Genomic DNA, 18,882 nt, shown 5'->3' with positions numbered 1-18,882 from the left:
ACCTTATCCATTGAGGAAGAAAATATAATTCCTGCCACATAAAAGATTTTTTAGAAATGTGGTCTGAAGGGTTTTTAAGAGATCTAGCGCGCAATCCAAAATTCGGAGGACACGATGGAAAGCCTCATGCAAAAAAACGAAATTATGATACCGCCAGCGAAATCATTGATCGTAAGGGGTCAACCGCTGTCAATACGAACGGCTGACTTTTCCTGATCAAACCACGTTTCCGCCGACCTCAGCATTCAGGTGATCCTAGGATCGGGCTCTATTAATTTTTTGAAGTGAGTTGTGTTTCATACGCATTCGAGAGAATGTATTTGTGAGTTGTGGCCTTTTCTGTCCGAAAGCCCGATGAAGAGGATTGCACCGTATTTTCCTCTGGCTCATGGAATTTCCAGCAGGATGACCGCCATGTCCTAAGTGGGATCGTATATGTGATCCGCAACGGACTTTCGTGGAAATGCGCTGAAAGTTTACGGCCGCACACGACTTCATACAATCGTTTCATCCACTGGAACTGCCTGGGTGTTTTCGATTGGATTGTCACTACCTTGACTGAACAGTCAGGACGGTCGAAGCACCTGATGCTTGACACAATCCACCTCAAGGGCTCACCAGACAGCAGCCTCACCACTTAAAAAGGCTTTTCCTCGCCATATCAGACGCACTAAAGGCGGACTAAGCTCAAAACTGCATGCCGTATGCGAGGGGCAAGGTCAGCCGGTCCGTCTGCATCTGACTGCCAGTCAGGTCCGCAATTTCAGCGGCGCTGATATTCTTATGACCCATTTACCGGTCAAGATAGAAGAAGTCATCGGGAGCAAAGGCTATGGATCACATTCTCGCCTGCAGAACGCAATATCGCAGCCTGCATCCCACCGAAAAAGAAACGGGAATCAAAGCAAGCTCACAACTGGTATCCGTATAAAAAGTGCCATCTGATCGAAAACATATTCGCAAAGCGAAAAAACTGGCGACGTGTTGCCTCCGGATATGGCCGCTGCGCTCCCAAGTTCATATCCTATCGCACGGAATGAACCCTGATCCTAACAACAAGAAAACTTACGCCAAATAATTATTTTCTCGAATACTGATAAAATCCTTATCTTCCGCGTGCTTCACTCCCCAAAAAATGAAAGGGACGTCTTCCAACCCGGAAAAGACGTCCCCTTCATTAGGCCGCACGCAATATGAACCGAATCAGACTTCGGTCCCCATGCGTGTTTCATCGACAAATTTCTCAGTAGCATCATCCAGAGTGCGCGATTTTCTACCGGCTGGTCCGTGAACGTACAGTTCCTTCACATTGATCTTATCAACCACATCAGGCTGGATCGGCATTTCATAGCGAGGGCGACGCATATGATCTGCCAGCTGCAACTTGGGATTGAAGACGGAATTAAATTTCCAGAGCATTTTGACGAAGTTGGTTTGTCCCTTGCTCAACAGCCGGGCAGCAATGCCAACCGTGTCCTTCAGGGCAGCCCAACCCATATGCTTTGTGTTGAGAACCTGCTGCGTTTTCACAAGCTCTTCATAGAACTCTGGAAGCGAAAGCGTTGTCGGCAGCACAGCATGCTGAATGTCGAACAGACGATAATCCCGTGTCGTCAGACGACGCGCTTCCTTGTGCCAGATTTCTGTTCCGGGATACGGCGTCGTCACGGAGATATTCACGATGTCCGGAATTTCCAGACACCACTGACGGACAGTCTCGAAGCGCTCCTTCGTCCAAGAGGGATCAGCAATCAGATTGATTGCCACGATCAGCCCAAGGGATCGCGCATATTCAAGCGCTTCAAAATTGCTATCCAGCGAGACGCGCTTACGGAAGCGCTTCAGCCCCTCTTCATCAACAGCTTCCAGCCCGATGAAGATGTAGCTCAGACCAATCTCGCTCCATTCCTTAAACACTTCCTTGTTCCGCAAAAGAACATCAGCGCGTGTTTCAAGGTAATATTCTTTCTTGATCCCGCGCTTGCGAATTTCCTTGGCGATTGCCAGGCCGTGTTTCGCATGGACAAAAGCCACGTCATCGACAATGAAGACGCCCGGCTCCTTGATCGCCTCAAGTTCATCCGCAATCACCTCTGGACTGGCAGTGCGGTAGGAACGGCCATAGAAAGTCCATGCGCTACAGAAAGTACAGTCCCAAGGACAGCCACGCGCAAACTCGATCGAAGCCGCCGGATCAAGCGTGCCAATAAAATACTTGTTCCGGTGCCGCAGAAGGTCTCGTGCCGGGCGCACCACATCAAGACTTTTCACGAAGGTCGGAGGCGGCCCTTCAAATTCCATGGTAACGACACCAGGAATCTGAGAAATATCCCCTTTTTCCCATGCCTCAAGAACAGGACCAATACTCGGCTCGCCTTCACCACGAAGCACGCAGTCAATCGCGCCTTCCGACAGGCTCAACACGTCTTTTGCGATAAATGAAACAGAGTGACCACCGACGATGGTAAAACAGTCAGGAAACCGATCCTTGGTTTCTTTACAAAGATCAACGATTTCTGGAATATTGGCGAGATAATTACCACCGAAACAGATGGCATCAGGCCGAAATTCTTCTACTCGTTCCCAGTAATCCTTGTGCGTCTCCACCTGAAGGTCGATGATCTGCACGTCATGTCCAGCGTCCCGGGCAGCGCCCGCAACGAGTTCCAGTCCGAGAGGCTCCAATCTCAGGAACACTCTGGTGTACATCAACGCACTCGGATGCACAGCCAGAAGTTTCATCGTAGGTCCTCCAATTGTAACATTTTACAGTATCATAGAAACATTATGTTAGTCTTATACGCGAATATGTCCCGCGCTAATGAGAAATAGCTCCTATTCATTCCGGGGCGTTGCGCTTTGCTGTTTCCCCTCATCGTGCTTCCCATACGTAACCTCCGTATCCGGCGTGACATTGGAAGTGCCCGGTTTGGGAAGAGAAGTCCCGGCATAAGGAGCCGGCTCATAATGGTCGCCACGGCCCTGCCCCGCCGCAGGCCGACTATAATCGGCCTCTCGTTCCCGACGCTGCTCTGCTTCCGCAGCTTCCGCGATATTCCGGCCCGGGCGCTCAGATGGCACATCAATATTGTCGCCAGCGCGCGGATCCGTCCCTGACATTCTGCAGGAAACAAGAAACAACGCCGTTCCGAGCCACATTCCGCGCCGGGCGGTTTTGGTCAGGCAAGGCACATCACATGTCCTGCACTAAACTCCGTGCCTCAGAGACGACGCGCTTCTTCCGGAAGCATCACCGGGATACCGTCGCGAACCGGGAAAGCCAGACCGGCGCGCTCACTGATCAGTTCCGATGCCGCTCTGTCATACACCAATGGCCCTTTCGTCACCGGACAGACGAGGATCGCCAGCAAACGGGGGTCAAGTGGTGCTGATGTTTCAGGGCTGGTCATAGGAAATCTCCAGAATCCGGCAAAATGCAGGTCAAACTATCAGGTGGGCCGAGGCATATCATCATCCGGACCGGCAAGATCCAGAAGCGATTGCAGAACCCGCGCGCGCTCGGTCAATGTATCAGCTTCAAGCAATGCCTGTTTTTCGGAAGAAGGAAAAGGACAGATCATCGGCAACGCCACCAGCAATGCGTCATCTGCCATCTGATCGATCACTTCCCAGCGCATTCCCATTCCGCGCACATGAAAATATTCCTTCAGAGATGTCAGCAGCTGCTGCCGATCAAAAGGCGCAGAAGGGATCTCATCGAAATCGCCGGCGTAAGCTGATGTATCAATCCGGGCCCGCCGATAGCCGCGATGCTCTCCACTCTCACGAAGATAGCGAAAACGGCATATTCCCGTCAGCGTCACCGCAAAGGTGCCATCAGCACGCTCGGTAAAGGAAGTAATGCGACCAATGCAGCCCACATCAAAAAGAGGTGGCTCATCGTCCTCATCATCCAGTTCGGAAAATGGCTGAATGATCCCGATCAGACGCTGGCTCGCCAGCGCATCTTCCATCAGGGCGATGTAACGGGGCTCGAACACATTCAGCGGCAGCTTTCCCCGCGGCAGCAGCAATGTGCCCAGCAACGGAAAAAGTCCGATTTCCGCAGGAATATCGGCCAGCGTGATCTCCCCTAGACGGGGGATGATACGCGGCTCGTCATCATCGAAAAGATGCGCGGCGATACCCAGCCCCAGCCTCCTCAGGAAAACAGCATTGATGACAGACGACGACGCGCAGTCAGTGTCGCCGGGTCCGTATGACCCCACGCCTCGAAAAACTTGAACAGCAACTGTCGGGCGGCGCCGTCATTCCACTCACGGTCCGCCTTGATGATTGTGAGAAGCTGCGCGGCGGCCTCTTCACGGTGTCCGGCCACATTGAGTGCGTTGGCAAGCGCCATCCGTGCCTCGAAATCATCCGGGTTGGCTTCGATCCGCTTGCGCAGTTCCGTTGCCTCTCCCGCTACGCGCCGACCTTCCCGTTTGAGTTCCAGCGCTGCGGCGGCTCCTTCGACTTCCGGGTTTGACCTGAGTTTCTCAGGCACATCCGCCAGTGCGGCTGCGGCGGCTTCCTCATCGTCAAGATCGAGCATCGCGCGGACCAGACCGCCCCACGCCGTCGGATTTTCCGGCTCATCTTCCAGCACGGAGGAAAACAGTTCCGCAGCCTTCGCGTAATGCTGCATTTCCATGGCCACGCGTGCTTCATTCAGCAGATCAGCGGTGGGCAATGTGCCACCGCCAGATGCCTTGAGCACGGCTTCGACAAACTGCTTGACCTGACTTTCCGGCAGAGCCCCCTGAAACAGATCGAGTATCTGCCCTTTCCAGAAGGCCGCCACCAACGGGATTGACTGAAGCGGGAGGCCAAGACGTGTCAACTGGGCGGCAAGCGAACGATTCGCCTCGATATCGACTTTCACCAGTCTGACACGGCCTTTGGCAGCCGTTACCACACGCTCGATAACCGGCGTCAGCTGTTTGCAGGGGCCGCACCAGTCAGCCCAGAAATCGACCAGAACAGGGACATTGCGACTGGCTTCCAGCACCAGCTGCATGAAATTGGCTTCAGTGCCATCCATGATGATGTCGCCACCTGCTGGCGCCGGAGACGCACCGCCTGCCTGCCCTGGGTGAGCCGGGCGGTTCTGACCAATTATATAGTCCGTCATCTACAATCCTGCTTCGCTGGCGATGCCACGGCACATCATGCGGGCCATCACATCACAGGTCTAGCGCACACAGGCCGAAACAGAAACCCGCTCCACCCTTAATGCACCGTTCAATCCGCTTTCCACTGCCATTGATGCGGACCGCCTCAAGGCCGCCACATCATCAGGCTAATTGCTTAACTGGTGTTCATGCCTTTGCTGGTCAAGGGAGCAGCATAACAGCCTTTCGAGAGATGAGAGATGACAGGTGCAACGAATATTCCCTCACTCCCTTCCCTCCCCGTCGCTCTGGAACAGAACAGGCCGGATATTCTGATCGCCTGCTACACGCGCAGTCTGCTCGAAAAGAAACCGGATGAAGCAGCCCTGCTGAAGCTGCGCCTGAATGAACTTCTGTGCATGGAAGATATCGCTACGAAACGTCTTATCCTGTGGAAAATCGAGCAGGAAATAGCCGTACTGATTACCAATATGGAAAACCGACGTTTCTGGAAAATACGTCGCCGGTTTCTGACGGGAACCGTTACCCGTCTGAACGACACGATCTGGTCTCTCCAGCAGCTTCGGCTGGTCAATCCTTTCGTCAATTCCGGATTTGTCTATCGCAAGGCCGTCGGCATCTGGTTACAGGCCCTTCTCGTTCTGCTCGGCATCGCAGCAATGGAATTTACGATTACCTCCTTCTGGAATCCACAACCGCTTCCTCTCCTGCCAGGAACATTCATGAGCCAGCACGCTTTTCGGGTGTGGATATTCGGAATGATCAGCGCCATGCTCGGCGCATGGCTTCCCTTCAGCAAAATGCTGGGAAATGATGCACCTGAACTGCTGGAGGAATATACTCTGCGCAGTCGCATCACCCTCGTTTTCGCTACGGGCGCGGTGCTGAGCACACTTGTTCTGACATTTCTCTACGCACTCAATCCCGCTGTTTTTTCGGGCCTGATCGCGCCCGGAAAGCGGGATCTCTTCAATGTGGCGATGTGTGGATTGATCGGTGCGGGTGACATGTTCGTATGGAGCATTGTCTGGCGTGCGCTCTCCTTTCCCCGCAGCGGGTCAGACAGGAGCCACACGCACTGAAGGTGCTTACGCTTTCTTCTGTCCTTTTCCACCCGCGCGGCTCTTGTTGGCAGGGTCGTCCGTGCGGTTCCACCATCCTCCGCCAAGGGACTGAAACAGTCCGATCGTATCGGAAAGACGCGCGGCCCGCGCCTGCACAAGCGCCAGTTGTGCCTGTAAGGCCGCCTGCTGCGCGTTGAGCATCATCACCCGGCTGGAATCCCCCAGACGGAGCTGCATATGGGCGATATTCGCGCTGCGCGTCGCGGCCTGCGCTGCGTCATCCGTCAGTTTCAGCGTATCCGCGTCATTGCGGATCGCACTCAGGCTGTTCGCAACATCCTCGATGGCCGTGGTGATCGTCGCCCGATACTGGGCCGCCGCTTCATCATATTGCCGACGCGCAGCGGTTTCCTTGTGCTGAAGCTCGAAGCCATCGAACAACGGCTGCGTCAGCATTGCCGCCAGTTCCCACTGGCCGTAGCCCGGCGCCGCCATCTGCGCGATACTCGCTGCGGCAAAACCCGGTGAAAACCCAAGCTGCACATTGGGCAGACGGTTCGCGATAGCGACACCCACATGCGCGCAGGCCTCGTGATAATAGGCCTCCGCCGTGCGAATATCCGGGCGCTGGTTGATAAGCTGGACAGACAGGCTGAGTGGCAATTCCGCCGGCAGCTGAAAACGATCCAGTTCGAATTCCGGGGTGGGCGTATCGGGCATGTCGTTCGCCAGCGCCGCGATTTCGTTATGGAGCGTCACCAATGTCTGACGCAGCGGGGGCAGCGTCGCCCGCGTCTGGGCCAGCAGAGTCTGCTGCTGCGCCACGTCCGCCATGGAAAGATAACCGAGCTGGTTCTGGAACTGAGTGGATTTCAGCACCTCTTCCTGCTCACCGATCAGCGTCTCGGTCGTCCGGATTTCATCGCGCACCATGGCATAGGAAACCGCTGCATCCACCGCCGAGCTGGTGAGTGTCAGCCATATCGCTTCCATCTGATATTTCTGCGCTTCCCGCTCCTGCGCCGCAGCCTCCACCTGCCGCCGCACCCCACCCCAGATATCGGGTGAATAGGAAATGTTCAGCTGCGCCGTGTGCATGTTGTAAAGCCATGAATTGGCCATCGGCACATTGGAATAAGCGCGGGAAGTCTTGAAACGTGCCGGATTAAAATAGCCACTGACAGACGGATAAAGCGCACTTTCCGATGCCAGCTTGTCCTGCTGTGCGGCATATAATGACTGCTTGGCCGCTTCCAGCGTCTGGTTACGCTCCAGCACCCGCTTCAGAAGCTGGTCCAGTTCCGGATAATGGAACAGGTGCCACCATTCCGCTGGAATATTCGCCCCCACACGAAACTGCTGATCCCCATTCTGAGCCGTATCAGTCGCGGATGCCTTCGGCGCACCGCCGCTATCGGCAGGCAGGCCGCCACGCAGATAAGAGGTTTGCGGTGCTGTGGGTCGATGGAAATTGGGACCAACCGCGCACCCCGCGAGCAGAACCGCGCATGTTGTGAAGAGCAGCTTTCTCATCATCGGTTGCGATCCATTTCGTCGCCTGATGCGTGCTCGCGCTCCTCGTTCCTGCGTCTGCGACGATCAACAGCTGCTTCGAGCTCGGCATAGTAGGTTGGCAGAATGAAAAGCGTCAGGAGGGTGGCGATACCGAGACCACCGACCACGACTGTGGCGAGCCCACGTTGCACATCCGTGCCAATGCCCGTGGCGATGGCGGCGGGGAGCATTCCGACGGAGGCCACCGTCGCCGTCATCAGTACTGGACGGAAACGCTCACCCGCTCCTTCCAGCACCGCGTCACGCAGTGAATTTCCTTCTGAACGCAGACGATTGATGTTCGAGATCATGATGATGCCATTCTGAATCGCCACACCGAACAGCGCGATAAAGCCCACCACCGTCGCCACGTTCAGCGTCTCGCCACGAACATGCAACGCGATCAGGCCACCAAGCGTCGCCAGCGGCACCACGCCCAGCACCAGAATGGCCTGACGGAACACCCGGAATTCACCGAACAGCAACAGCAGCATCACGCCGAACATGATGGCCAGCGCAACACCGAGGCGCTTCTGCGCCCGCTGCTGCTGCTGGAACGTACCCGCCCATTCCAGCCGGTATTTCGAGGCATCGAAATGCACTTGGCGGTCGATGCGGGTCTGCGCATCGGTCAGATACTGCGACAGGGGCCGGTCGCCGTTATTGACGCGAATGGTGATCTGGCGTCGGTTATATTCGTGCGAGATATTGCTTTCGCCCGTCTCCAGACGAATGTGCGCCACCGCCTCTAACGGAATATGATCGCCAGATGTGCCCGTCAGGGGCAGATGGCTCAGTTTCTGGAGATTTGATGCCTCCTCCGGCTGAAACCGCACAGTCATGTTGTAGGTGCGGTCGCCCACATAGACCTGCGTCACGGGTGCATCGCCAATGCCATTCTGCACCACGGCCATGACGTCGGAAACGGTCACGCCATACCGGCCCATGGCCTCACGATCGACGGACACGGACAGTTCGGGAATTTCCGGTCCCTGAAAGATGGACGCATCCTGTGTACCCGGTACAGTGCGCAGAACCCGCACGATCTCGTCACCGATACGACGCAGTTCGCGGAAATTGTCGCCATAGACGCGCAGCACCAGCGGAGAATGCGCACCCCCGACGAGATCGTTCATGCCGTCTTCGATCGGCTGGCTGATATCGAAACTGATGCCGGGAACCTGACGCAGGCGCTCACGCAGCTTGGCTTCGAACTGCGCCTTGCTTTCACCCTTGGGCCATGTGTCATAGGGCTTCAGACCGACCGGCATTTCAATGTGCGAAGGTGTCCACGGATCAGTGCCGGAATCATTCCGACCCAACTGGGTGATCGCGTAGGATACTTCAGGAAAAGTGCGCACCACATTGCGGACTTCGCCTGCCATCGCGCTGGCCTTGTCCAGAGAAATGCCTGACGGCAGCCCCACCTGAAGCCACAACGCCCCTTCATCAAGTTCCGGTAGAAATTCGCGCCCTGTGCTCAGGCCCAGCACGATGACGAGCGCAAAGGCAACCGCGCCACCCATGTAAGCGATAAACGGACGGTCCACGATGTGGCCCAGCCAGTGGAGATACTGGCGATGCAGCCATTCGAGCGGCTTGTTGTGAAACAGCCGGTGTGGCTTGCGCATGGCCAGCCACGCCAACGCCGGCGTCAGCATCGTTGCGCTCAGTAGCGCGCCGAACAACGCGAAGCTGACCGTGAAGGCCATGGGCCGGAACAGCTTGCCCTCCGCCCCTTCGAAGGCGAACAACGGGCTGTAGGCCACGATGATGATGAGCGTGGAAAACAGGATCGAGCGGCCAATATGATTGGTAACGCCGAGAATATCCTTCATCTCGATCATCTTCTGCGGCCGCTCTTCGCGAATACGCAGGATGGATTCCGTCACCACAATGGCGCCATCAACAACCACGCCGAAATCGATGGCGCCCAGCGAGAAGAGGTTCGCCGGCATCCCCAGAAGATCCATGAGGACAAACACCATCGCCAGTGCCAGCGGAATCGTCACCGCCGCCACAAGCGCGCTGCGTGGACTCCCCAGAAACACCAGCAGCACGACGATGACCAGCAGTACGCCCTTGAACACGGTATCCATGACCTTTTCGGTCGTGGCGTTCACCAGCGTGTCACGGTCGATATAGGGCACGATCCGCACGCCCATCGGATCAAGCTGTTTCTGAAGCTGCTTCACGGTGTCATGCAGATGCGCCAGCACGAGAGAGGCATTCTGCCCCGTGAGCATCGTTACGATCCCTTCGACCGCATCCGGGCTGGCGTCCTTGCCCAGAATGCCCTCACGAACCTGATGCCCCATCTGGAGCCGCCCGAGATCATTCAGCAGGATCGGAACGCCATGATGCTGGGAGACAGCGATCTGCCCCATGTCTTCCAGTGTGCGCACAAGCCCCGAGCCGCGCACTACGTAAGACTGCTCGCCCCGCGTGACCCGTCCACCACCCGCATTGGCATTGTTGTTCTGCATCGCGGTGATGACATCGTTCAGGCCGATGCCGTAACGCTGAAGCGCGCCCGGTGTGAGAACGAGCTGATATTCCTTGGTGAATCCGCCGAAATTATTGACCGCCGCCACACCCGGAATCTGTTGCAGCGCGGGCATGACAATCCAGCGCTGGATGTCGGATAGCTGCATCAGGTTGGCGCGATCGGATTCCAGCGTATAGCGGTAGATTTCGCCTGAAGGCCCGGTGACAGGTCCAAGCCCCGGAGCCGCGCCGTATGGCAAGGTGACCTGGGCTAGTTGCTCCGTCACCCGCTGACGCGCAAAATAGATATCCGTTCCGTCCTTGAAGATCAGCGTGATCAGCGAGAGGCCAAACGTGCTGCTGGATCGGGAGTCCACAATGCCGGGCGTACTGGCAAGCTGTCGCTCCAGCGGAACGGTAATCTGCTGTTCGATCTCTTCCGCAGCGAGGCCGGGCACCTGCGTGGTGACCTGCACCGTGACGGCGTTCAGATCCGGATAGGCTTCGATTGCGATGTTGCGCCATGCGAACAGACCAGCAAGGGCAAGCAGCAGGGCACCGAGAAAAACGAGCTTACGCTGGCGCAGGCACCCTGCGATAATGGCACTAACCATCGTTCAGCAGCACCGCGCCCGTCGTTACGACATGGTCCTGTGGCGAAAGTCCTTCCGTCACCCGACAAAGCGGCCCGTCGTCATAAATCACCTTCACGGCACGGCGCCGATAGACATGCGGACGGACCTCGACAAAGACTGTCACACTGTCATTGTTCATCACCAGCGCGGATTGTGGCACGGCAATGGTCGATGGCTGGGGCGCCTCCACCACCATGTTGGCATACATGTTCGGATGTAACTTGCGATCGAGATTGGGCAAAATCGCCCGCACCATCAGCACCTGCGTATCCGCCTGCATGATCGGTTCGATACCGGACACCGTGGAATGGAAAACCTGATTGGGGAATGCGGGAAGCGTCAGGTTGATCGCCTGCCCCAGTTCCACATTGCGCGTGTCGCGCTCAGGCACGCTCGCCACGGCCCAGACTTCAGCGATGTTCGTCACCACGGCCAATGGCTGCGTGAGATCGACAACATTCATACCGGCAGTCGTGTTGACGCTGCCCACATCCCCTTCGATGGGGGAGCGCAGCGTGATGACTCCATCAGCCCCCTCGACGGTGGAAAGGGCGTCGATCTGTTTCTGCGTCCGTTTTTCCTCGGCCTGCGCCTGCTCATAGGCTGCGCGTGCGCTTTCCACATCCCGCACCGCATCGCCCCCCGCGGCAAGAACTGCCTGCGCGCGCTTCAGCGTTTTTTTGGCGAGATCCAGTGCGGCCTGCGCCTTCATTTCATCCGCGGAGGCCTGCGCGGCATCGGCCGAGACGATATGTGCGATCTCGTCTCCGGCCTCCACATGCTCGCCAGCACGCACGGCCACATCCAGCACCCGTCCCGTGGCCGGGGAAAAAACGGTGACATTCCGGGAGGGCTCCGCAACGATGACGCCGGGAGCACCTGTTCCGCGGTTCCATCTGTTAAACGTCACGGCCTCAACGGTAAGGCGCTTGTCGACCGGCGAGCCTTCTCTGACAATGATATCACCATCTGGATCATGCCGAACATCAGGCACGGCCGCCGCATGAGCCGACAACGTCGCCGTTAATAGCGATACAATTGTTATGCTGGCTCTGTTTCCAATTGTCTGACCATGTCGCTTCGAACGCAGAAGCGATTCAGCAAGCTTCAGCCTCAAAGACTCCAAGTTCTTACCTTTTCAACAGAAGCCGTTGCGGTGCCGACGCGCGAAAGCCTCTCTGTCGACACTCACGCGCCGAGAGAGACCATGCGTCCATGCGATACATGCAGTGCAACTAGATCATGACAAAACATTGCGCAACAGTATACCGGATTACTTTCCCGCTTATGTGAACTCTTCACGAAAATTGCGGTTTTCTTTCGGCAGGAAAGCCCCGATCCCACAGAATATGCGCCTTTTTTAAGCCTTGGCCCGCTTGGGAGCAACAAGCTCCTTGTCGGGATACAGACAATCCTGCACCGCCGCGCAACGCCAGCATTCCGGACGGCGCGCCTTGCAGACATAACGCCCCTGAAGAATCAGCCAGTGATGCGAGTCCCGCAGCAGTTCGCGCGGGATCCTCTCCTCCAGTCCTCTCTCCACATCCAGCACCGTCTTGCCACGTGCAAGGCCGGTCCGGTTCGCCAGCCTATAGCAGTGCGTGTCCACCGGCATCGCGGGCAGCCCATATGCCACGTTCAGGATGACATTCGCCGTCTTGCGGCCAACCCCCGGCAATTCTTCCAACGCTTCCCGTGTAGTCGGCACTTCTCCACCGTACTGTTCGACCAACTGACGTGACATGGCGACAATATTCTTCGCCTTGTTCCGCCAGAGACCGATGGTGCGGATATGCTCGCCCACAGCCTCTTCTCCCAATGCCACCATCTCCGCCGGACCCGGTGCCAGAGCAAACAGCGCCGGGGTCACGCGGTTGACGGAACTGTCGGTTGCCTGCGCCGCAAGCGCAGTGGCGACCAGCAGCTGATAGGGCGTGCTGAAGACCAGCTCGGTCTCTGCATCGGGCCATGTTTTTGCAAGATCGGCAAGAAAACGCCTGATCTCGGGTTTCGTCATGTCTCGCCGCGCAATGGCGGTGCCGTTGGGCAGACAGTCTGCCTCGGCACTCAATTTCGACGAATCTACTTTTTTGCTGGAACGGGTCACCATGCCACAATTGTCTCTCATGGCTGCATGGACGTCAAAACAGCCCCCGACCTGTCTGTTCAGGTCGCGTTCATATATGGTTTCCTAATCTTACCCCGGAGCGCCACCCTGACGCTTTTTGTTCTTTTTTCTGGTGGACAGCAGCATGAGCAAATCCTTCCCTTCCGACGCATTCATGACCACGACGCAGGCTGACGGCGGCCATGAACTGGAGCGTCTGCTGCGAATCATGGAACAGTTGCGCAATCCGGAAACAGGCTGCTCGTGGGACATCCAGCAAACTCCTGCCACCATCGCGCCTTATGCCATTGAAGAAGCCTATGAAGTCGCTGATGCCATTGAGCGGCAGTCGTGGAGCGAGGTCGCGGATGAACTGGGAGACCTTCTCTTGCAGGTGGTTTTCCAGTCACGCATGGCGGAAGAGAATGATCGCTTTGACTTCGCGGAAGTCGCACGCCGCATCTGCGATAAGATGGAGCGTCGCCATCCGCATGTGTTTGGAGATGCTCAGGACATCCGCGGCGACAGCAACGCCCTGACGGCGCAATGGGAAATGACGAAGGAAACCGAGCGTCAGGCCCGCTCGGAACATGGCACGCTTGCCGGGATCCCGCTTGCCCTTCCCGCCCTTCTGCGAGCCAGCAAGCTGGCGTCCCGGGCCGCCCGCGTTGGTTTCGACTGGCCGGAAGTCTCAGGCGTGGTCGCCAAGGTGCATGAGGAAATTGCCGAGGTGGAGGCCGAGATCGCCTCCGGCAATCAGGAAGCGCTACAGGACGAGATCGGCGATCTGCTGTTTGCAGTTTCTTCCCTTGCAAGGCGCCTGAAACTTGACCCCGAAGCATGCCTGCGACAGGCGAACGCCAAATTCACCCGCCGCTTTGAAGCACTGGAAGACACGCTTGCCGCCACCGGCCGCACGCCATCGGACTGCACGGTCGAACAACTCGATGACGTCTGGCGCGAGGTCAAGGCAAAGGAAAAAGGCTGAGAGCTCAGTATCCGTGAGCCTTCATCTGCCGCACATACCATGTTGCGAAATAGTCCAGTTGCTGCTCAGTGAATTTTGAATAGGGCCCCGGCACATAGGCCGGGTCCGAAACACCGGCCTGTGAACGCGCAACCAGATCGGCATCCTGATCTGTCGTAGCGATCCACACGCTTGTCAGCTTTTCGAGATCATAATCCACACCTTCCACGGCATCCTTGTGAACGAGCCATTTGGTGCGAACCAGCGTTCTGTCCGGCCCCAGAGGGATAACGATCGCCGTGACAGCATGATCCCCCATGAAGTGATTCCAGCAGTTATGCCCCCAGAGATGTGTGTCGCCCAGATCCTTGCGGGTCATGGACCCTAACAGACGATCACTGGCCGCCGTCGCATCAGGTGTCTGCGATTCTCCTGCACCCGCAATGATAAGGCGCTGCGTGCGGAAGTTGGTGTCGCAATCCCGCACATGCTCGACCGCCGCAGACTGGTAGCCCGCCCCTTCCCACTCCGCCGTTTTCTCACGATAGAGCGTCTGGTGGGCGACAGCCATCTCCCTGTCTTCTTCGGCCAGTTCGGCAGGGTCATAGCCGAAATCCAGATCGATAAAGGACACGCAAAGTTCCGGATGATTGGCGGAGCAGTGGTAACATTCCCGATTGTTTTCAATCGTCAGCTTCCAGTTGCCTTCCTCAATGACATCAACCTGTCGGGCAACTTTTGCATTCCGAATGTCATAGGGCGCCAGACGCGCCTCCATGGTTTCAACCAGATCGGAAATATCCGCAGGCGGCGTGTCGGAAAGACAGACGTAGATCAGGCCGCCGACAGAGACGAAATTGATCGGCTTCAGCCCACTGCATGATTTATCGAAATCAACACCCATATGGGGCGCGTGAAGCAGCTCGCCGGACAGTTCGTAGGTCCATTGATGATAAGGGCAGACGAGCTTGGCGACCATGGTCGGCCCGGGATCAAGTATTCTCGCCCCGCGATGGCGGCATACGTTATGAAACACCCTGATCCTGTCATCGTCATCGCGAAGAAGAATCAGGCTGGACAGCCCCACCTCGATCGCCAGCGCATCTCCGGCTTCCGGCACATCACATTCCAGACCGATATTGATCCAGTGACGGCCGAAAAAAACGTCCATGTCAGCATCAAAGACATCGCGACGCGTATAGAGACCGGACGGCAGTGAATGGCCCGGTCGGCGCTCGTCCAGCAGTTCTGAAATTGTCTTGCAAACGGGAGCCATGGAGGCCTCCATCCTGTCGTTTCATTTCAGGAATGATCTCCTGTTCAGGGCCGCTCTTCAACGGGAAAAAAATTTCGCTCTCGCATGAGAAAATGTTATGCAAGAGAAACAACATATGGACAGACTTCCATATGCGCCAAAGCATCTCATGGAGAAGCCTGTTGGAGAGTCTGAAAAAGTCCATTCCCTCCTTCAACGCCCTGATCATGCTGGAAGCGACCGCACGCCATCGCAGTGTCACACTCGCAGCAAAAGAACTCGGCGTCACACAGGCCGCCGTAAGTCACCAGATCGCTGCTGTTGAGGCGCAACTCGGAACGCAACTCTTCATCCGCCGACACCGCTCCATTGAGCCAACGCCTGTCTGTGCAACGCTGGTCACATCCCTTGCCAGCAGCTTCGCTGCAATCCGACAAAGCGTTGAACAGGCTCAATCTTTTGCAAAGACAGAAACTGTCACGCTAGGTGCAAGCCTTTCCTTCGCTTCTCTCTGGCTGCTGCCACGACTGAGTGTTCTTCGACAGCAATTTCCCTTCATACAGGTGCGGGTCGTGTCGCAGGACGCACGGTTCAATCTCAATGCGGGAGAGGTCGATCTCGCCGTGCGCTTCGGCATACCGCCTTTCGAGGATGCCGAAGTCGTCTCATCCCGATCAGATCTCATTTTCCCTGTGTGTTCACCGACATTGTCTCAAACATTCCATGAGCCCGAAACCTTCCTGCAGGCTCCGCGAGAACTGATCGAAAATGAGGTCTCCGACCGCTCGTGGTATTCATGGAGCCAATGGTTTGCTCAGGCGGATATCGCCGTGCGTGTTCCTTCCCCCACCCTGCGTTTCAATCATTATACCGATGCGCTGGAAGCCGCGAAAATGGGCCAGGGAGTGGTTTTAGGCTGGAATATTCTGATCGCGGACCTGCTCAAACAGCGGTCCCTCGTTCAATTAGGCGATATCGCCATTGAGTCGACAAGCTCTTACAATGTCGTCCTTCCCCATCGCACAAAACAGAATGCAACCAGTCGCCTCATAGCGGGATGGCTGGCGGAAACCCTGTGAACAGGCGGCTCAGCAAACCATGATGCTTGCAAATAGAGGAAACACCATGAAAATCGGCAGCCTGTACGAAGCTGAGAACATGTCATCTTCCTGTGGTTTCGCCGCCGCCGAACGCATTGTAGATACCGATGTGACGATTGTGGGTGGAGGCCTGACAGGTATTTCCGCAGCACTTCATCTTGCAGAACGCGGAGTGCATGTGGTGCTGCTGGAAGCAAAAGGCCCGGGCTGGGGCGCCTCCGGTCGCAATGGCGGTCAGATCAATCCCGGTCTGAAATTATCTCCCGATGAGGTCGAACAGCACTTTGGTGAACAGACGGGAAAACGACTGGTCGATCTGGCATGGAACGCCCCAGACCTTATTTTCGATCTAATAAAAAGACATGACATAAACTGCAATTCCATCCGCGGCGGCACACTTCGGGCCGCAACAAGCGCCTCTCAGATCAAGGCATTGAAAGACCTGACAGACCAATGCCGGAAACGAAACTGGCCGGTCAGCTGGCTGGATCAGAATGCCATTCAGGCACGTACCGGCACACAGAAACACGTAGCCGCTCAGCTGGATGCACGTGGAGGCCAGATCGATCCTTTGGCCTTCACACTCGGCCTCGCTCAGGCAGCAACCAAGGCTCGCGCAAAGATATACTCCAACAGTCCTGTCGCACGCATGGGGCGAAAAGGAGCTACATGGCATGTGGAAACACGCAGTGGCAGCATCATTCGTTCAAAAAACGTTGTCGTTGCCACCAACGGTTATAGTGGCTCTCTCATCAAGCCGTTGAGCCGGTCAATCGTGCCCGTTTTCAGCGGCATTGTGGCCAGTTCGGAACTCCCTGCTGACCTACGCGCGACAATCCTATCTCAGGGAGAGGTTCTATACGAACTGGGGCATATAACAGCCTACTATCGGGTGGATATCAAAGGCCGACTGCTTATGGGAGGCCGGTCCTTCTCTCACCCCGCACAAGGGGCCGCCATGTTTCCATTCCTTATAGAGTATGCGGAAAAACTCTGGCCTGCACTGCGCAATACCGTAACATGGCCTTATGGATGGAACGGACAACTGGCCATCACGCTCGACCATTTCCCGCACTGGCATCAGCCCGCACCGGGGCTCCTTGCGACATTGGGCTATAATGGGCGCGGCGTCGCTTTGGCAACGCTGACAGGACGGGAGATCGCGCGTTATCTGACCGACGATGCTCCACCGCTGTTTCCCTTCACACCGATCAAAACCATCCCGTTTCATCCATTCTGGAAAATCGGTGTGCTTGCAGAGATATTTCGCGGGCGCTTTCTGGATAAACTTTCCAGTCTTTAGCGTTGCTGTTTGGAATTCTCTTCCAACAAACGGAGCACATGAGCAGTGACATTTAAGGGGGAGCCAACCGCGTCGACAACGAGGACATCATCCTCTTCGTATGGCTCTTCAAGTGTCTCAAGCTGACTATCGAGAAGAGAAACGGGCATGAAATGTTTTCTACGCCCATGCATGCGCCGTTCAAGTTCGGGGCGCGGCACTCTCAGGAACAGAAAAGTAATGGGACCATCAGCTTTTCTGAGAATATCGCGATAATGTTTCTTCAGAGCGGAACAGGCGAGAATGCCCCCCCGTCCTGCCCGCGCCTGATCGGCGATCCACTGCCCGCAGATTTCCAGCCACGGAATACGATCATCATCTGTTAACGGCGTACCGCCTGCCATCTTTTCGATGTTGGACGGGGGATGAAGATCGTCAGCATCCTGAAATGGCCAGCCAAGAGCAGCGTGCAGTCTCCCGGCGAGCGCTGTCTTGCCACTCGCCGAGACCCCCATCACAACAATAATCCGAGGTGGGATCTCAGCCTGACCAGACTGCGCCATGCCGTCGTCTCTCCTTAAACGCTGGCGACACCGCCAACAGTAAGACGCGAGACACCCTGCGGGCCTGCAACAACCGCTTCCGCCGCCAGTCCGACAAACAGACCGCATTCCACCACACCGACGATAGAGCGGATATCCTGCTCCAACTTGGCGGCATTGGAAATCTCATGAAAATGACAGTCGAGAATCAGATTTCCGCCATCGCTGACAAAAAACGCACCATCACGAAGACGGCGGGGCGAAGCAGACGCGCCAACCTTCTCCAGATGACGCGCCGTCGCTTCCCAGCCAAATGGTGTGACTTCAACCGGAAGCAGGCACTTTTCGCCAAGATGATCCACAAGCTTGCTTTCATCCGCAATGATCACCAGCCGTGAAGACGCCGCCGCCACGATCTTTTCGCGCAGGAGCGCTCCGCCAAGACCTTTGATGAGATTGAGCGTACCACGCTGGATTTCGTCAGCGCCATCAATGGTCAGATCAACAGTGGCGTGATCGGCAAAAGTCGTCAGCGGGATACCCAGTCCTTTCGCTTGTGTCTCCGTTGCAACCGAAGTGGGAATGGCGACGAAACGCAGGCCTTCCTTGTGACGACGCCCCAAGGCATCCACCACAAACGCGGCCGTACTCCCCGTCCCGAGGCCCACCACCATACCGTCCGTCACCATTTCGGCCGCAAATTCCGCTGCCTGACGCTTGTATTCGCTTGCGCTCATGTCACTCTCCCTCGGGA

Annotated in this window: 17 protein-coding genes; 5 read left to right on the top strand and 12 right to left on the bottom strand. The window is 56.5% G+C overall.

Annotated features, from left to right (window positions below):
- Window positions 1-329 precede the first annotated feature (329 nt).
- On the top strand, window positions 330-641 hold the full coding sequence (locus ABF824_RS11390) for a transposase (protein ID WP_415489088.1): 312 nt from the start codon (window positions 330-332) through the stop codon (window positions 639-641).
- A gap of 562 nt (window positions 642-1,203) precedes the next feature.
- Here the strand turns inward: ABF824_RS11390 and hpnR are convergent.
- From hpnR to ABF824_RS11365, 5 genes are all read right to left on the bottom strand, one after another.
- Window positions 1,204-2,742: a hopanoid C-3 methylase HpnR gene (gene hpnR, locus ABF824_RS11385; protein WP_415489086.1), complete on the bottom strand. Its 1,539-nt coding sequence runs from the start codon at window positions 2,740-2,742 to the stop codon at window positions 1,204-1,206.
- Between the two features lie 93 nt (window positions 2,743-2,835).
- Window positions 2,836-3,120 (bottom strand): hypothetical protein, encoded by a 285-nt coding sequence (locus ABF824_RS11380; protein ID WP_415489084.1) that lies wholly within the window; start codon window positions 3,118-3,120, stop codon window positions 2,836-2,838.
- Window positions 3,121-3,221: 101 nt separating this feature from the next.
- The gene (locus tag ABF824_RS11375; RefSeq protein ID WP_415489082.1) at window positions 3,222-3,410 is read right to left on the bottom strand and encodes a Trm112 family protein; all 189 of its coding nucleotides are present in this window, start codon (window positions 3,408-3,410) and stop codon (window positions 3,222-3,224) included.
- A gap of 39 nt (window positions 3,411-3,449) precedes the next feature.
- Window positions 3,450-4,145: an LON peptidase substrate-binding domain-containing protein gene (locus ABF824_RS11370; protein ID WP_415489090.1), complete on the bottom strand. Its 696-nt coding sequence runs from the start codon at window positions 4,143-4,145 to the stop codon at window positions 3,450-3,452.
- Between the two features lie 17 nt (window positions 4,146-4,162).
- Entirely contained in the window at window positions 4,163-5,134 is a 972-nt protein-coding gene (locus ABF824_RS11365) for a tetratricopeptide repeat protein (RefSeq protein WP_415489080.1), read from the bottom strand.
- Window positions 5,135-5,374: 240 nt separating this feature from the next.
- On the opposite strand from ABF824_RS11365, the gene ABF824_RS11360 reads away from it, so the two are divergent.
- Window positions 5,375-6,217 (top strand): hypothetical protein, encoded by an 843-nt coding sequence (locus tag ABF824_RS11360; RefSeq protein WP_415489078.1) that lies wholly within the window; start codon window positions 5,375-5,377, stop codon window positions 6,215-6,217.
- Between the two features lie 6 nt (window positions 6,218-6,223).
- Here the strand turns inward: ABF824_RS11360 and ABF824_RS11355 are convergent, their stop codons facing one another.
- The 4 genes from ABF824_RS11355 to nth all read right to left on the bottom strand — a co-directional run bounded on the left by ABF824_RS11355 (window position 6,224) and on the right by nth (window position 12,985).
- On the bottom strand, window positions 6,224-7,735 hold the full coding sequence (locus ABF824_RS11355; RefSeq protein ID WP_415489076.1) for an efflux transporter outer membrane subunit: 1,512 nt from the start codon (window positions 7,733-7,735) through the stop codon (window positions 6,224-6,226).
- Window positions 7,732-10,854, bottom strand: a complete 3,123-nt coding sequence (locus ABF824_RS11350) for an efflux RND transporter permease subunit (RefSeq protein WP_415489074.1) — start codon at window positions 10,852-10,854, stop codon at window positions 7,732-7,734. Before ABF824_RS11350 ends, ABF824_RS11355 begins: the two co-directional genes overlap by 4 nt.
- Window positions 10,847-11,869, bottom strand: coding sequence for an efflux RND transporter periplasmic adaptor subunit (locus ABF824_RS11345; RefSeq protein ID WP_415489072.1), 1,023 nt, complete (start codon window positions 11,867-11,869; stop codon window positions 10,847-10,849). Before ABF824_RS11345 ends, ABF824_RS11350 begins: the two co-directional genes overlap by 8 nt.
- A 366-nt stretch (window positions 11,870-12,235) precedes the next feature.
- A complete protein-coding gene (gene nth / locus ABF824_RS11340; protein ID WP_415489070.1) occupies window positions 12,236-12,985 on the bottom strand; it encodes an endonuclease III in 750 nt (249 codons plus the stop codon).
- A gap of 142 nt (window positions 12,986-13,127) precedes the next feature.
- Between nth and mazG the strand changes: the two genes are divergently transcribed.
- Entirely contained in the window at window positions 13,128-13,970 is an 843-nt protein-coding gene (gene mazG, locus ABF824_RS11335) for a nucleoside triphosphate pyrophosphohydrolase (RefSeq protein WP_415489068.1), read from the top strand.
- Between the two features lie 4 nt (window positions 13,971-13,974).
- Here mazG and ABF824_RS11330 read toward each other — a convergent pair whose 3' ends face one another.
- Entirely contained in the window at window positions 13,975-15,225 is a 1,251-nt protein-coding gene (locus tag ABF824_RS11330; RefSeq protein WP_415489066.1) for an aromatic ring-hydroxylating dioxygenase subunit alpha, read from the bottom strand.
- A 161-nt stretch (window positions 15,226-15,386) separates the two neighbouring features.
- On the opposite strand from ABF824_RS11330, the gene ABF824_RS11325 reads away from it, so the two are divergent.
- Both ABF824_RS11325 and ABF824_RS11320 read left to right on the top strand, forming a co-directional pair.
- The gene (locus ABF824_RS11325) at window positions 15,387-16,283 is read left to right on the top strand and encodes a LysR substrate-binding domain-containing protein (protein WP_415489064.1); all 897 of its coding nucleotides are present in this window, start codon (window positions 15,387-15,389) and stop codon (window positions 16,281-16,283) included.
- Between the two features lie 46 nt (window positions 16,284-16,329).
- Window positions 16,330-17,607 (top strand): NAD(P)/FAD-dependent oxidoreductase, encoded by a 1,278-nt coding sequence (locus ABF824_RS11320; RefSeq protein WP_415489062.1) that lies wholly within the window; start codon window positions 16,330-16,332, stop codon window positions 17,605-17,607.
- On the opposite strand, the gene ABF824_RS11315 is transcribed toward ABF824_RS11320, so the two are convergent.
- Both ABF824_RS11315 and rpiA read right to left on the bottom strand, forming a co-directional pair.
- Window positions 17,604-18,149, bottom strand: coding sequence for a gluconokinase (locus ABF824_RS11315; RefSeq protein WP_415489060.1), 546 nt, complete (start codon window positions 18,147-18,149; stop codon window positions 17,604-17,606). The genes ABF824_RS11320 and ABF824_RS11315 overlap by 4 nt on opposite strands.
- 14 nt (window positions 18,150-18,163) lie before the next feature.
- Complete coding sequence (gene rpiA, locus ABF824_RS11310; RefSeq protein ID WP_415489058.1) at window positions 18,164-18,865, bottom strand: ribose-5-phosphate isomerase RpiA; 702 nt, start codon at window positions 18,863-18,865, stop codon at window positions 18,164-18,166.
- Window positions 18,866-18,882: the final 17 nt, after the last annotated feature.

Source organism: Acetobacter sp., assembly GCF_047721705.1.
Lineage (GTDB): Bacteria > Pseudomonadota > Alphaproteobacteria > Acetobacterales > Acetobacteraceae > Acetobacter.
This window is presented reverse-complemented; position numbering and strand designations above follow the sequence as displayed.

Excerpts from the sequence above, each read along its gene's own strand:
- ABF824_RS11320 (WP_415489062.1), top strand. The coding sequence starts at position 16,330 with ATGAAAATCGGCAGCCTGTACGAAGCTGAGAACATGTCATCTTCCTGT.
- mazG (WP_415489068.1), top strand. The coding sequence starts at position 13,128 with ATGAGCAAATCCTTCCCTTCCGACGCATTCATGACCACGACGCAGGCT.
- ABF824_RS11330 (WP_415489066.1), bottom strand. The coding sequence starts at position 15,225 with ATGGCTCCCGTTTGCAAGACAATTTCAGAACTGCTGGACGAGCGCCGA.
- ABF824_RS11375 (WP_415489082.1), bottom strand. The coding sequence starts at position 3,410 with ATGACCAGCCCTGAAACATCAGCACCACTTGACCCCCGTTTGCTGGCG.
- rpiA (WP_415489058.1), bottom strand. The coding sequence starts at position 18,865 with ATGAGCGCAAGCGAATACAAGCGTCAGGCAGCGGAATTTGCGGCCGAA.
- hpnR (WP_415489086.1), bottom strand. The coding sequence starts at position 2,742 with ATGAAACTTCTGGCTGTGCATCCGAGTGCGTTGATGTACACCAGAGTG.
- ABF824_RS11360 (WP_415489078.1), top strand. The coding sequence starts at position 5,375 with ATGACAGGTGCAACGAATATTCCCTCACTCCCTTCCCTCCCCGTCGCT.
- nth (WP_415489070.1), bottom strand. The coding sequence starts at position 12,985 with ATGGTGACCCGTTCCAGCAAAAAAGTAGATTCGTCGAAATTGAGTGCC.
- ABF824_RS11315 (WP_415489060.1), bottom strand. The coding sequence starts at position 18,149 with ATGGCGCAGTCTGGTCAGGCTGAGATCCCACCTCGGATTATTGTTGTG.
- ABF824_RS11355 (WP_415489076.1), bottom strand. The coding sequence starts at position 7,735 with ATGATGAGAAAGCTGCTCTTCACAACATGCGCGGTTCTGCTCGCGGGG.
- ABF824_RS11380 (WP_415489084.1), bottom strand. The coding sequence starts at position 3,120 with ATGTCAGGGACGGATCCGCGCGCTGGCGACAATATTGATGTGCCATCT.
- ABF824_RS11365 (WP_415489080.1), bottom strand. The coding sequence starts at position 5,134 with ATGACGGACTATATAATTGGTCAGAACCGCCCGGCTCACCCAGGGCAG.
- ABF824_RS11350 (WP_415489074.1), bottom strand. The coding sequence starts at position 10,854 with ATGGTTAGTGCCATTATCGCAGGGTGCCTGCGCCAGCGTAAGCTCGTT.